Raw genomic sequence first — 13,409 nt, 5'->3', positions numbered from 1 at the left:
GAGCGGCTCGGTATCGAACTCCCAGGGCACCTCGCCCTCCATGATCACAACCCCATCCCCGGGGCAGGCGAGGTGCCGGGGCGCAGCGCGCTCGGATGCGTCGCACCCGGTGGCGGTGTCGTCGGCGCGCGCTGTGCGTCGCGGCTCTGCGGGGACGTCGCACCGACCGCGGCCTGCTCGAGATGCTGAGCATCTTGCCGTGCGGTGGCGGGGGTGCGGTCCACGTCGTAGGCCGTCCGGGCGAGGTCGTGCCCGATCTTGCGGGCGACGAACACCTCGCGCTCGACAGGCCGGGCGGGCGGCTCGGCGGATCGGGTGTCGACGTAACCGTGGGCGATGAACTGGTCGCCCTTGCGGAACCGTGCCGCGGCCCGTTCGGCGGTCTTGCCGAAGATCAGGAGGTCGTGGAACGAGTTGTCGAGCTTGGTGAAGGTCCCGTCCTGCTCCCGGCGCCAGTGCTCAACGCCGGCACGGAAGTGGACTCGAGTGGTGCCGGCGTCGGTAAACGACACGTCCGCGTCGCTGGCGATGAACCCTGCCAGGGACTGCTGCACGGGGATGGTCATCATGCACCGGTCCTCATGTCGGGCGGCGCCCTCTGTCCGAGCGACCGCGTCAACAAGCAGGTGCGCGACGTTCGACACGGCCCCTCCTCACGTGGAGTCGTGGCCTCACGAGCATGCAGCGATGAGCACTATGTGATCGACCTGTGTGATGCAGTGCTCGGCGTGACGGGGGCTTCGCCAGCACCGCTTCCCCTGGCTGCTGGGAGATGCGTCGCCCAAGACGGCGCGCCAGGTCGCTCTACCCGTCGATGCGTACTGGTCCGGCTTCGACCTCGTCGTGGAGTACCACGAGCGCCAGCACGACGAAGCGGTGGTCTTCTTCGATAAGCCGGAGCGGCTGACCGTCTCTGGTGTGCATCGCGGGCTGCAACGGGCGCTGCAGGACGAGCGTCGCCGCGAGCTCATCCCTCAGCACGGGATCACGTTGGTGATTGTCACGCTCGACGCCTTCGAGAGCCGCCGAGGAAAGATCGTCCGTCGCCCCGGTGACGATCGACTCGCCATCGCCTCTCTGCTCGACGCTCTCCACCGCTGACGCTAGGCCCGACGCAGGGTCAGTTCGATCGCAGCCCGCTCGGCGACGAGCTCTCTGGCGTCCGGGCGCATGGTCCACGCGCGGAGATCGGTGACGAGTGGGGGAGCGGAGCGCAGGAGCACCAGGGCCGTGCCGAAGGGCAGCATCCGGATGGCCTCGGGTGGCATGACCGGGACGCGGCGCACGGATCGTTGGACGGAGCGGGAACCGTGGTCGCCGGTGGAGGTGGAGTGGGTGATCTCATCGCGTTCACCGAGGAGGGCGGAGACGTCCTGAAGGTCCTTTGCGACTGAGGCTCCGCCGAGGACGACTTTGACGATGGAAGCGTCCCAGATCGCTCCGGCGTTGTGGTCACCCCACCTGGCGCGGGCTTGGGACAGGGACTGCAGGACGGGCATGGTGGTGATCCCGGTGCCGCCGCCTTCGGCCATGAGCACGGGAAGGGACGGCAAGGGGGAGAGGTTGCCGATCTCGTCGAGCGCGAGGAGCAGTGGAGGGTCCAGCCGGGCACCTGGTGAGGCGGCGGCTAGCGTCCGGGCGGTCTCGACGAGGTCCTCGAGGAACGCGGCGACGAGCGACCAGGACGCAGAGGCACCGGCTCCGGTGGACAGCAGGTACATCGTGCCGTTGTCGCGCAGGAATGTGGCGGGGTCGAACGACTCACCGGGCCCGGGGGAGACGGCGTCCATGACGCGCGGGTCCGCCAGGCACGTCAGTGCCAAGGAGACGCCCATCCAGATCGAGTCCCGGGTGCGGGGGTCGGAGTGGATGGTCGATTCCAGCGACTCGGCCCACCCGGGTGCTGCGTGGGGCTGGGAGGACAAGATGGCGACGGCGTCGGCTGCGGCCGAGGGGGACAGGGACCAGGCGAACAGGTCACGTGGCGAGCAGTGCCCCAGGGCGGCGGCGTGCAGGAGGGCTTGCAGGGCGGTGCGGGTCTTGCCCTCCCAGAACCCGCCGGACTCGACCCCGCCGGTGGACAGCCCGGTGGCCGAGCTGAACCCGGTGGCGCGGATCATCGCCGTGAGCGGGTTCTCGCACCCGCGCACCGGTGACCAGCGCAGCCCTGTCGGTAGTCCTTCGGCCAGGTGCTGGGGATCGAAGACGGCGACCGGGCCGCGCCGTTGTCGTGCCGTCATGGTGGCGGTGAGGTTGTCTGGGCGGGTGGAGGTGGTGATGACGGCCCCCGGCGCGTCGAGGATCGCGTTGACGACCAGGTGCAGGCCCTTCCCGGAGCGGGGCGGGCCGAGCACGAGGACGGAGTCTTCCACCGAGGCCCACACCTCCCTCCCCGCGGAGGAACCGAGCAGGTAGCCGACGTCGGACGGGGCGGGGTTCGGATGCGAGGGTCGCAGCGTTCCAGAGCGGGCGAGCAAAGCCCTGGTGGATGCCACCTTGTCGACATCCCGGCGGGTGGCGGTTCCGACGAGCCGGTGCGGATCACGCGAGACCCGGGTCGTGTCACGGCGGGACAGGTGCCACACCCCCCGGGCCGCCGCGCCGAGGCCGATGAGCAGGACCCCGACCACCGCCCAGTACACGACCGGGTTCAATCCGGGTGCGTCAAGGGCGGAGCCGGGGTTCTGGGGGGAGCCGAGCACCCTGATCCCCGCCGCGAGGCCTGACGTCGGTGGGTCGATGCCGGTGATGTATGCGGCGGCCGTGCCGGCCACCCGCAGAAGGACGGCGCCCGCGACCGCGGCGAGGAGCATGATGAGCCCGAGGTTCGTCAGCTCGTCACCGCCGCGGGGGGAGGACGGGACGCTCACGCCACACCGCCCGCGAGCACATCCGCAGCGGGGTCGTGGATCACCACGGTGCCCGAGGTGCGGCCGAGCAGCACGAGCGTCGAGGGGAGGCGCTCGAGGAGAGGAGTTGGCAGTGGCAGGGCGGCCCGACCGTCGGCGTCGGCGTCACGCGCAGCGACGACGACGGCGATGCACACCTGCTCACCGGGCAGAAATCCCTGACCGACGATCCCAAACGGGACCTCGACAAGGGGCACGGCCTCCGACCGTGGAACCGGGCCCGCGCCCACGACCGGGCGGGCGCTGGGGAACGGCTCGGGCTCGCAGATCTGGGTGTATACCCCGCCCTCGGGGTTGACCGCGAGCACGTGCACGGCCTGCCCGAGCTCGAGCGCGACCAGCCGGCCCACGTCCCGCGGGTCGCGCACATTGATCGGCACCGGGGCCTCGGGCAGCTCGTACGGCTCGCCGGCCACCGTCACCGCCGGGACCCAGTCCGGCTGGTAGTCGATGCGTACCTTGGCCAGCTCGGTCTGTGGGTCGTTACGGTTCACCGGGTCACCACCGTCGATCGTGTGCTGGGCCCGCGCCGTCTGGCAGGCCGGGATGTCTCGCGCTCACGCGCGGCACGCTGGGCGTGGGGAGCGGCCATTCCGGGCGGCTCACCGTTGCTGATCTGGTGGGTTTCCAGCGCGTCGAGGATCGCGGCCGCGGCCTTGCGGGCGCGTTCCGCCGTGGCCGTGACCACGTCGAACACGGTCCTGTCCGGCACCGAGCCGGCCCACGACGTCACGTACGGCACCGAGTACTCCGAGGTGTCCAGGCCGTGAGCGGCACCGATCATCAGGGCGACCGCCTCGGCCTCAACCTCGACAATGCCGCGGTGCGCGCGCGCGTCGGCCGCATCGGGGGAGTGGAGTCGTACATGCCCCAGCTCGTGCGCCAGCGTCTTGACCTGTGCGGCGTCGTCCATATCGCCGCGAACGGTCACGGTCCTCGCCAGATAGTCGGTCAGGCCGTTCGCCCCCGCAATGCCGGCCGCCGTCGGAGCTCGGAGCAGCGCGTACCCGTCGCCGACCACCTGTGCGGCCAACCCGTCCCACAGCCCCTCGGGTGCCGCGCCACGCAGGAGCTGTGGCATCGGCTGTTGCGGGATCGGATCACCCTCGGTCTGGGTCACGTCCCACACGTAGACGGGCTTAGTGCCCCTGAGACGCTCGCGCACAACCTCGTCCGGAGCGGCCCGCTCACCGCGGGCGAGCAAGCGCCACGGCCCGCCCGCGGGGTTGTCGGTGGCGTACTTCGCGGTGACCGGAGCCACGATCACGTAACCGGACTGGCCCTTCATCACCTGCCGGCCCAAGTGCTGCCACTGCTGATATCCGGCGACGAATGCCGGTTCCGGTGACGGCACCCGCCCTGCACGGTGTGCCTCGGCGTGCTGGAGCATGATCAACAGCGTGTTGTTGAACGAGCGGGTGCGGAACCGCGCCGCAAACTCGATTGCCCGTCGGAAGCCGTCACCGCTGGCCATCGCGTCGACCGCGGTGGCGAGGCGCTTGTGCGCCTCCTCGAGCTTCGCGTCGCGCGCCGCGGCCGCGGCCTCAGCGTCCGCTTGGGTCCAGCGTCCCATCTCCCACACCCTCCAGGCAGTGCTCGCTGGCTAGGTGTGCGATCGCCGCCTTGCATTCCTCCGACGAGGTGACGGCGGCCCAGGACGCCTCTGCGTGGGCGGGCCGCCTACAGCGTTCTCCTGGCACCCTGTTAGCGGCTCACATAGGCCCCCATCACCGGGAACCCGACCGGACGGGCCTTGCGGAACCCTCTGGTCGAGAGCGAGTGTCCTCGCAGGCCAGCGTGGCGGCTCACCGATGACGGTTCCTCAACCGGGACGGGTTCCGGTGACTCGGCAGACGCACCCTCCGTGAACAGCATGAGCGCCGGCTCCGACTCCGAGCCTGTGCGCACGCGCCCGCGCAGCGGGCACTACTGAATATTGCTACGGTCGGGCTCCGGACTACCTGGCAGTAGGGACATGGGCCGCAGCGCTGGGGCTGCGAATGCCCTCGGATACGGGGCGTCATCGAGAGTTTTCGACCGTTCGCCTGTCGCCGATAGGAGGGGAAGTAGTGCCCAAGAAACAGCCGGAGAATGCCTGGATGGCCTTCATCGCCGCCGGATTGGTTTTCGTCGCCAGTGGTGTGGCAGCCTTCATGATGCCCGCTGCAGGGCGGGGCGCACTGCTACCCCTCGGCCCGACCGCTTTCGGGTTCATTGGCGTTATCGCCGGGATCGGTATGTTCTTCCAAGCATTCCGCGCTCGGAAAAATCGCTGAGCGGAGAAGTGGCGGGCCGCGAGACTCTCACAGGCGGACTGGCGACTGCCCGCGACACTCCGTCCCATCAGGGAAGTCTCTCCCAGCAGACAATTCACACGCGGGACAGCCCCCGGCTGCGTGACCTCTTCCAGTCCCCCGGTCGGCCAGCTCGATCCCCTAGATGAGAGTCGGGCAGTACGTGTCGATGGAGATGTCGACGAACACTTCTGCGTTGGCAGGCCCGATCTCCTCGGCCCACATCTCGATCAGATTCTGACGAACCCGGATGACGCCACCTTGATACAGCCCACCGAGGACTTCGTTCCAGTTCTCCGCGTCTGGGTCGAGCGCATAAACGAGCGCGCCGCAACTCGTCTGACCGAAGAACGAGAGGGGTGCCAGGCCTGGCTGTTCGGGCTTGAAAACCCCCGGCAGCTCTCGGTCGACCCGTTCACGGAACTCGCGGTCAACCGCAATACCAGCCCGCAAGACATCTTCAGGGATGCTCGGACCGGCCAGTGCGGGCGCGGCCGCGGCGAGTGGAGCGCCGGCAAGCGTGAGGCTCGCTGTGATCGCGAACCCTCGGCGCGTCCTGGTCGAGTTCGTCCTCATGTCGGCCCTCCCGACAGTGTTGTGGGCGATCCAAAGTGGGCGCTGTGGCCTGTTTCACGCTACCAACGGGGTGGGAGTACGTCGACTTCTGTCGGCAAGATGGGTGACGCGAACGCTCGGGTACTGCTGCTGAGGAGTGGCCAGAGCCCACTGCTAACATCCGTGACTCCATGGCAAGGCAGCAGCGTCGGGCTGGTGCCACGAGGAGATCGCTCTGCGGGAGTGGCGTTAGCCAAGCGCAGGCTTGGGACTGTGACACTCAGGCATCCGTCGCTTGTCCGATCTGGATAGGACCCAAGCACCGCGACCTCGGTCAGTTAGCTGATTAGAGCCTGAGCGATAAGATACCCAACGCCTGCGCCGACACCGGATGCCAACAAAACAAGTGTCCATCTGACGGCGGTGGCTAGCGCAGAGCCTCGTAGGGCCAAGTATGTGAGGCCAGCCATCGCCCCTGCCAGACCGCCGGTGAGGTAGACCACGCCACCGTCGGTGTTCGATCCGAAAGTTGACCAAATGCCGCCCATTACCGCCAAGGCAGCCTGCGTTCCAATGAAGATCAGGATTGCTACGGTCGGAGGCCTCTGCGGGTCCGGATCCCGGTCCAACTCGCCTCCTCACTCAACAACCTCACCCGCCGTCGTCTGGTGGGAGGTGATGCTAGCGGAGTCCTCGAAGCGCTGAACGTCGTCAGTCTTGAGATCGAGCTCGCAGGCTCCATATCGCCAGGTAGAGCGGCCACGGCATGAGCAGGAGCAGAGGCAGCCAAGAGCCGAGATGCGCGGTGTTGGCGGCCATATTGAACAGGCCGAGGAGGATCGCCAGCGCCGCAGTGATCAGGGCGAACCAGGCGAACTGTCGCGACCACGGTTTCATGTTCCTCACCGTTGCAGAGTAGCCATGCGGATGGGACAGCGCCCATAGGCGGCCACGGATGATCGATCCTGACGCCGCCGCCCGCCGCCCGCCGCCCGCCGCCCGCCGGCCGCCGGCCGAGCGCCGCGGAGCACGGTGCCGCCCCCAAGTGCGTTGCCGACCCGGTGAAGGATCGCCTATCGTTTCCGGCGCTGCCAGAGCGCTCCGCAGAGCAGCGCAATTGATATGACGACACAAGAGATCCCCAAAGCAGTGGTACCAAACGGCCACTGAGGGGGTGGTGAGCCCCCACCTGGGTCCATAAGCATCCCGACGCCAAGGACACCCAAGGCGCCCCCTAGCAGCAACATGAATAGCCAAGTGTAGTTTTTGGGTCTCTCGGCCACCGGTGGCTTCCCTTCTTTTCCCACTCAAGAATGCGGAAATCGCGCAACGACCGCAACAAGAACTTGACAGTTCCGCCGCCCCGACACATCCACCGCGTCTCGTCTTCGACACTGCCGTCTCCACCATGGTGCACAACGAGAGCGAGGATGGAGAGAACTTGTGAAACCCCTACGTCTCATAGCCGTTGTGGCTGCCGTGACTCTCGCGGCGGGTTGCGGTGGTGGTGACATCCCCAACCCGAACGAGACAGCAGCACCGCGCTTTCTCGCCTCGAACAGCGCGGAGTCGGACAACGAGCTGCCTACCGGCGAGCCGTTGGCAGCCGCCGAGCCGGTGAGGCTCAGCGGCTGGGCGGAGCTTGACGATGGTGTCCTGCGCCTTCGCTTCAGTGCCGGCACCGCTGAGTGCTTCGGCGCGACCGTCGAGGTCGAGGAGAGCGAGAGCGAGGTCCAGGTCGGCGTGAGGGTAGGGACTCTCGAGTCCATGGCGTCGGTTGACTGCATTGCCATGGCCTTCGCTTCGCACGTTGACGTCGAGATCGGCTCGCCGATCGGTCATCGTGAAGTCATCGACATGAACACCGGCTCGTAGCCGCTCTACCCACGCAGCAGGGAGCCCGCACCGGCGATTCGCCTTGCGGCGATGGGCTGCGCTTGGCTCAGCCTTTGGAGGGCGAGGTCGTTGCCGTAGGAGTTCCGCTCGCCGATCCGGTTACGGCGTCCGCGGGAGCGTAGGCCGCCTCGACAGAACCGGAGGAGCCCGCCAGATCGCGGTATCGGCCACGAGGTCGGGGCTGGCCGCCGACCAGGAGTCACGGGGCACTGTGGAGGCCGTCAACACCACCGGCGAGGCGGGCGGAGGTGTCGAAGAGCTGGGCTTCGGCGGGGTGGAGCTGGTGCTGTACGACGAAGGATCGTTCGCGGATGCGCCACAGGCCTTGGCCGGTATCGAGTGTGGGAAGGAGTGCGCGTTCGGTGCGGGTCAGCCCGAGGGCTGCGGCGGTGGCGCCGAGCTGGTCGGATTCCTGTCGGTAGATCACTCGCGTCTCCGCGTTTGCCAGGAGGGAGTTGGCGAGCGCCCGCATGGCGGAGCCAGCGTTGCCGACGTTCTCCAGGTCCGAGAGCTTGTGGAAGATGAGCATGTTCGCGATCCCGAACCAGCGGGCCAGGCGCCACTGGGCGTCCATGCGCCGTAGTAGCGCCGGGTGGGACATGAGCCGCCAGGCCTCGTCGTAGACGACCCAGCGCTGCCCGCCGGTGGGGTCGAGCAGCGCCGACTCCATCCACGCCGAGGCGCAGGTCATGAGCAGGGAGATCGCCGTGTCGTTCTCCGCGACGGCGGACAGGTCGAGAGTGACCATCGGCAGGGTCGGGTCGAATCTCACGGTCGAGGGGCCGTCGAACATGCCGGCCAGGTCTCCGGCGACTAGGCGTCGCAGTGCGTGCCCGGGCAGCCGGCCATCGTCGGCCAGGCGCCCGTCGATGTCGTCGCGTCGGTCTGGGGCCATGAGCCGGTCGACGACCATGGGCAGGATTGGCACGTCGGCCGTGCGGACCACGCCTTCCAGTGCGATGTCGATCGCGGTGTGCTCGAGCGGGGTCAGGCGCCGGTCGAGTACCGCCTCGGCGAGGGCGCCGAGAAGGTCACGGCGGCGCGCCGCGAGTTGAGCGGTCCACTCCGTGTCGTCGAGATCGGTGCGGCGGTGGCCTGCGTCAAGGGGGTTGAGTCTCGTGCGTTGCCCGTGGCCGAGCGTGATGGCCTGGCCGCCGACGGCGTGCGCGACGGGTGTCCATTCGCCCTTCGGGTCGCAGGCTACGTAGACGCGTCGCCCGAACGGGATGGACCGGGTGCACAGTGACTTCGCGAGGGAGGACTTGCCAGAGCCCACGATGCCGGCGACGACGACGTTGGGTGCGGTGATAAGGCCGCGCGCGTACAACACCCACGGGTCGTAGACGAACGCGGAACCGGAGTAGAGGTCTTGACCGACGAACATGCCGTCGGCGCCCAGGCCGCCCTCGGCGAGGAACGGGTAGGCGCGGCCCCAGGTCGCTGAGGTGTCCTGGTGCTTGGGCAGGCGGAACCGGCTCGGCGTGCGCAGAGTCGCGGGCCCAGGCTCGCCCGCCTTGGGCAGGATCACGGTTGCCCGGCGCTCGGCCGCCTCAGCTATGCGGCGGGCCTGGCCGGCGGACTTGCGGGCGGCGCGGTCGCCGGCTGCGATCTTGGCCGCGGCGCGGCGGCGGGCTTTGCGCAGACGGCGCCGTTCCCCGTTCGGTGCGATGAGGACCGCGGTGTGCAGACGCTCGCCGTTCACGCCGATTGCCCCGACCTTGGGTGCTCGAACACGGGACATGACGATCTCCCACTCACAAGGTCGGGCCTGGCCGGGAACGACCAGCGCGCTTGGTGCCACGGTGCGTGACCGTGGCCCGAGGTTCTCGCTCGGGGCCCTCGCGCTCACCGGCCGTGGTGGCCTCGTGCCAGGCGATCCGCCCGGAGTGGGACTGCGCGTCGTCGACGTGACGGCCTACGTCCTCCAGTAGGACCGACGCCCGCCGCAGAGCCATCGCTGCCTCGTACGCGTGCTGTCGGCCCTCGAGCTGGCTGCCATCGTCCGTGTGCGCGAGGTCGCGGTGGTTCATGTGCGCGGAGGCGACGTTGACCAGTGCCTCCCGGAGGCGGCTGGCGATCGCGCCCAGGTCACCGAGGACCCAGTACGTCTCACCAGGATCTTGGAAGTGGCTCGTGGCGTGCGCCAATGCGCGCAGGTGCTCGGCGGCCTCGTCGGCCGAGGGCACGGGGCGATCGTAGTCCGCCATGATGGACCTCCTGGGAGCGGTGCGTTTACCGGGCAGGTGCGGGGCCTCCACCGGGACGGCGGCTGCTGGCCGGTGCGCGCGACCGTCTCAGGGACCCGCGACGGGAGGCGTCCCGTTGCATCAGTCTTCGATGGCCTCTTCGAGGAGCGCGCGATCTCTCGAGCAGCTCGCGATCGCGCTTGGTCCACCCAACAGTCCCGCCATCCAAGGCGGCGTCACGGCACGTGGCGCGCTGAACGCACCGACTTCAAGGCGCATGTCCAGCGGCAGGACCCGTGGCTGCGCGCGCAGAATCTCCGACGAGACGTCGACCAACGACACTGGCGACAAGTCAGGCCGTGCGGCTGGGCGGCCCACGACCCGCTGAACTCATCCGAAAAACCGGCAGAGTGGAACAGATGTTCGATATCGGCGTAACCTGGCCGCATGGCGATCGAGCAGGTGCCACTGAGCGAACAGGCCGCCACCTTGGAGCCGGCACAGTATGGAGAACCAGTACGTCGGACGGACGAACCTCTGGAGGTTTCGGCCTGGATCCACACCCGCCGTGGCCACTCGCGCGTCGATGCCATCGCTCTGGCATGGACGCAGAAGGCGGTGTGGATTCGCTACATCGACGACCACGGCCGCGAAGGCTTCGCTTGGGTATGGGCCTCAGCAGTGACCCGGCGATAACCCAGCAACCGCGAGCTCGAGCGCGTTTCCGCTACCCCGTGGGCCCTGCTAGACCGTGCGGCATAGCGGGAGCGCAGCAGCGGTGAACGCTTGGGCCTGCTGGCCCCACAGTCGCCGGGTTTCGCATGAAGCCTGGATCGCAGCTTGTTCGATGGCGGCGACGGCGCGTTCGAGCTCGTCCCGGTCGAGGGCGCTGACGGAGACGAGGCCGACGGCGCGCAGGATGCCGTGCCCGGCGGTGAGGTCGTTCTCCTGCTGGAGGACGTCGGCGTATTCGGCCGACTGTGTCGCGTCTTCGATCTGGCCCATGCGGGCGCGTTGGGCCGCGTCGGAGATGTGCTCGGTCTTCTTCTTACGGATGTCACGTGCGGCGACGTCGGCGCGTACGGGCGTGAACAGGATGGAGAAGGTGCGCCGCACGCCCGAGGCGAGCAACAGGGGGTGCAGGAAGTCGGGGTAGACCAGGGAGCGGGGCCATTCGGAGATCCACAGCACGGCGTGGTGGGCGGAGTCCGAGCGCAGGTGCCCCCAGGTCTCGGTCACGGAGACGGGGCCGGCGGTGGCGAGCTCTCGACCGAGAGCCCCGTGGCGTTCGAGGGCCGCGGCGACGACGGGGTCGTAGGCCGAGCGCAGCACCAGCGCCAGCTCGCCGGGGCCGAGCGGAACGGAGGGTGCGAGGTCGGCGGCGCGCAGTGCTGTGGTGAGCGTGTCGACCTCTTGATGCAGAACGGCGATGGCCCCACGCGTGCCACCTCCGGCGGCTCGGATCGCGCGGGCGGCGGCGGTGAGGTCGAGGGCGATGGAGATCGTGGTGGCGTGCCGTTCGCCGGCAGGGCCGGCGCGAGCGATGAGGTCGGCGTAGGTGGTCGCGGCGAAGGAGCCGTCGTCGTGGCCGTGGGTGGTCCACCAGTCACCGAGCCCTTTGCCGGAGTCGGGCAGTGTGCGTTCGAGGACCTGCAGGTACCCGATGCGCCCGGATCGGCACGCTGTGGCGAGCACACGGGACCAGCCGGTGGTGCGCCGGTTCTGCTCGGCGGGGTCGAGCAGGACGAACGCGGAGTGTGAGACCTCCAGGACGGCGGCGAGGGTGTTGGCGTGCGGGTCGTGGACGTAGACGCTGCCGGTCTCGGCGTCGATCCACTGCCGCATCCGGGCAGCGTCGCCCGGGAGAGCGAGTGTCCCGGCAGGGCGCGGTTTGCCGATGCGTGCCCGGTAGTCGAGCTGGCCGGTCGTGGCACGCTGCTGCCACCGGGCGAGGAGCGGCAACCACTGCACGAGTGGGCGGCCGGCGACCTTGACCCAGACGAGGCCCGCGCACACACCGACGACGGGAACCGCGTAGAGCACCGCATCCCCGCCGAGGTAGAGCGTGGCAACGAACGTCGCTGCCGCCACGGCCACCACTGCCAGCTGCCCGATGGACATGCCGAGCAGCACCCCACGCGTGGACAGCCGGGAGAACGTGACCGGCTCGAGCCCGGCATCATCGCGAGGGGCGGTCATGAGCGTTCTCCTCGAGCGCCGGCGTCGTAATCGGCCACATGGCCCGCAACGGATCGTCCGGCCCTCGGGCCGGCCTTGGCCGCCTCCGCGACGATGACGGCGCCAGCCGCCACGCCACCGGTCGCCGCACCGGCACCGGCGCCGCCCGTCGCACTGGCACCGGCACCGCCCGCCGAACTGGCACCGGCACCGCCCGCCGCACCGGCACCGGCACTGCCGGCAGCGCCACCGGTAGCGCTCGCGCCACCAGAAGCGCCTGCCCCGGCGTCGGTGGCGCCGCTCGAGGCTCCCGAGCCGCCTCGGGCGGCGGCCGTGGGGCCCGACATGTGAGCGCCTGGAGATCCGCTGCCGCCAGGGGAGGCCGACGTGCCGGCTCCGCGCCCGCTCGGGGATGGCTGACTATCAAGGACTTTGGCCGGGGACCGCCGGGGCGCGGCGCGATGCGGCACGGGGGTGGGGCGGTTCAGGGCGTGCTTGGTCTCCTGTTCGGCGGACATGGCGTGGTGCATGTCAAAGCCCATAAAAGAGATGAACTTGTACGTCAGGTAGGGCGCGAACCCCGCAACCATCATCAGCACGATCCCCGCCATTGGGTCGGCGAAGGACTGGAGGTCGGCTGAGATCGGGGCTGCGACCTGAGCAGTGGCAAGGAGGAACACCACCACGACGACGAGCTTGGAGGCGATCAGTGCCAGCACGAACGCGCCCCACCGAGTGGCCCACCCGCGGGTGGCGTCCCAGGTCGCACCGGCGAACGCGATGGGCGCGAGCACGACCGCGACCAGCAGCAAGGACTTGCGCACCAGGAGTGAGATCCACACGATGAACGACGCCGCGATCAGCAAGCCCGCCAGGGCGATGACGACCAGGACCGGCATGGCCGGCCCGCCCGCACCCGAGAGCGCTAGACCGGCGGTGAGCGCAGAGATGCGCCCGCCCATCTCCTCGACGTTGGTCCCGGCGGCGTTCATCAGCCCCAGGCACAGGCGGTCGGTGATCTCCAACGCCGTAGCCAGCAGACCGAGCGCGATGAATGAGCCGAGGATGCCCTTGCCGGACCCGACGATGGCGCGGGACAGGGCGGCCGGTTCGCGGCGGATCGTGGCGCCGATGAGCTGGAAGAGGAAGAAGATCAGCATCACGAAGACCGAGATGCCGAAGATGATGTTGTAGATCGCGGTGAAGTGGCCGCTGGTGATGTCGACGAACGTCGTGGTCTCGAACGCCGCCCACATGATGTCGATGGTCCATGCGGCGGCGGCGACGGTGGCGTCGGCGAGCATCTGGAACGGGCTGATGATCGCGGCGGCGGCCCCCTCGCCGACCGTGTCGCAGACGGTGCCCAGGACCGGCAGGTCGCACACGCCCAT

Annotated in this window: 14 protein-coding genes; 3 read left to right on the top strand and 11 right to left on the bottom strand. The window is 69.0% G+C overall.

What is annotated here, in order from left to right; all coding sequences use genetic code 11:
• Window positions 1–44 precede the first annotated feature (44 nt).
• The 5 genes from GD632_RS09230 to GD632_RS09210 form a co-directional block, all read right to left on the bottom strand.
• Window positions 45–644 carry a single-stranded DNA-binding protein gene (locus tag GD632_RS09230; RefSeq protein ID WP_152191256.1) on the bottom strand — a complete coding sequence of 200 codons (600 nt, stop codon included), beginning with the start codon at window positions 642–644 and terminating at the stop codon, window positions 45–47.
• A 160-nt stretch (window positions 645–804) separates the two neighbouring features.
• Complete coding sequence (locus GD632_RS15990) at window positions 805–1,095, bottom strand: hypothetical protein (RefSeq protein ID WP_193311423.1); 291 nt, start codon at window positions 1,093–1,095, stop codon at window positions 805–807.
• Between the two features lie 8 nt (window positions 1,096–1,103).
• The gene (locus GD632_RS09220) at window positions 1,104–2,813 is read right to left on the bottom strand and encodes a type IV secretory system conjugative DNA transfer family protein (RefSeq protein WP_152191366.1); all 1,710 of its coding nucleotides are present in this window, start codon (window positions 2,811–2,813) and stop codon (window positions 1,104–1,106) included.
• Window positions 2,814–2,866: 53 nt separating this feature from the next.
• A complete protein-coding gene (locus GD632_RS09215; RefSeq protein WP_152191253.1) occupies window positions 2,867–3,403 on the bottom strand; it encodes a hypothetical protein in 537 nt (178 codons plus the stop codon).
• Complete coding sequence (locus tag GD632_RS09210) at window positions 3,400–4,482, bottom strand: ArdC-like ssDNA-binding domain-containing protein (protein WP_152191250.1); 1,083 nt, start codon at window positions 4,480–4,482, stop codon at window positions 3,400–3,402. Before GD632_RS09210 ends, GD632_RS09215 begins: the two co-directional genes overlap by 4 nt.
• Before the next feature lie 526 nt (window positions 4,483–5,008).
• Between GD632_RS09210 and GD632_RS15985 the strand changes: the two genes are divergently transcribed.
• Complete coding sequence (locus GD632_RS15985; protein WP_193311422.1) at window positions 5,009–5,185, top strand: hypothetical protein; 177 nt, start codon at window positions 5,009–5,011, stop codon at window positions 5,183–5,185.
• Window positions 5,186–5,344: 159 nt separating this feature from the next.
• Here the strand turns inward: GD632_RS15985 and GD632_RS09205 are convergent, their stop codons facing one another.
• Both GD632_RS09205 and GD632_RS09200 read right to left on the bottom strand, forming a co-directional pair.
• On the bottom strand, window positions 5,345–5,779 hold the full coding sequence (locus GD632_RS09205; RefSeq protein WP_152191248.1) for a hypothetical protein: 435 nt from the start codon (window positions 5,777–5,779) through the stop codon (window positions 5,345–5,347).
• A 690-nt stretch (window positions 5,780–6,469) separates the two neighbouring features.
• A complete protein-coding gene (locus GD632_RS09200; protein ID WP_152191246.1) occupies window positions 6,470–6,664 on the bottom strand; it encodes a hypothetical protein in 195 nt (64 codons plus the stop codon).
• A gap of 564 nt (window positions 6,665–7,228) precedes the next feature.
• Here GD632_RS09200 and GD632_RS09195 point away from each other — a divergent pair.
• Window positions 7,229–7,633, top strand: a complete 405-nt coding sequence (locus tag GD632_RS09195; protein WP_152191243.1) for a hypothetical protein — start codon at window positions 7,229–7,231, stop codon at window positions 7,631–7,633.
• Window positions 7,634–7,853: 220 nt separating this feature from the next.
• Here GD632_RS09195 and GD632_RS09190 read toward each other — a convergent pair whose 3' ends face one another.
• Window positions 7,854–9,395, bottom strand: coding sequence for a VirB4 family type IV secretion system protein (locus GD632_RS09190; protein ID WP_152191364.1), 1,542 nt, complete (start codon window positions 9,393–9,395; stop codon window positions 7,854–7,856).
• Between the two features lie 13 nt (window positions 9,396–9,408).
• Window positions 9,409–9,861, bottom strand: coding sequence for a hypothetical protein (locus GD632_RS09185; protein WP_152191241.1), 453 nt, complete (start codon window positions 9,859–9,861; stop codon window positions 9,409–9,411).
• A gap of 426 nt (window positions 9,862–10,287) precedes the next feature.
• Between GD632_RS09185 and GD632_RS09180 the strand changes: the two genes are divergently transcribed.
• Window positions 10,288–10,536 (top strand): hypothetical protein, encoded by a 249-nt coding sequence (locus GD632_RS09180; protein ID WP_152191239.1) that lies wholly within the window; start codon window positions 10,288–10,290, stop codon window positions 10,534–10,536.
• Between the two features lie 48 nt (window positions 10,537–10,584).
• On the opposite strand, the gene GD632_RS09175 is transcribed toward GD632_RS09180, so the two are convergent.
• Together GD632_RS09175 and GD632_RS09170 are read right to left on the bottom strand one after the other, a co-directional pair.
• Window positions 10,585–12,039, bottom strand: a complete 1,455-nt coding sequence (locus GD632_RS09175) for an SCO6880 family protein (RefSeq protein ID WP_152191236.1) — start codon at window positions 12,037–12,039, stop codon at window positions 10,585–10,587.
• Window positions 12,036–13,409 (bottom strand): conjugal transfer protein TrbL, encoded by a 1,374-nt coding sequence (locus GD632_RS09170; protein ID WP_152191234.1) that lies wholly within the window; start codon window positions 13,407–13,409, stop codon window positions 12,036–12,038. Before GD632_RS09170 ends, GD632_RS09175 begins: the two co-directional genes overlap by 4 nt.

Source organism: Georgenia satyanarayanai (assembly GCF_009193135.1).
In the GTDB taxonomy this organism is placed as follows: domain Bacteria; phylum Actinomycetota; class Actinomycetes; order Actinomycetales; family Actinomycetaceae; genus Oceanitalea; species Oceanitalea satyanarayanai.
The sequence above is the reverse complement of the archived record's forward strand: the minus strand, read 5'-3'. Positions and strand labels throughout refer to the sequence as shown.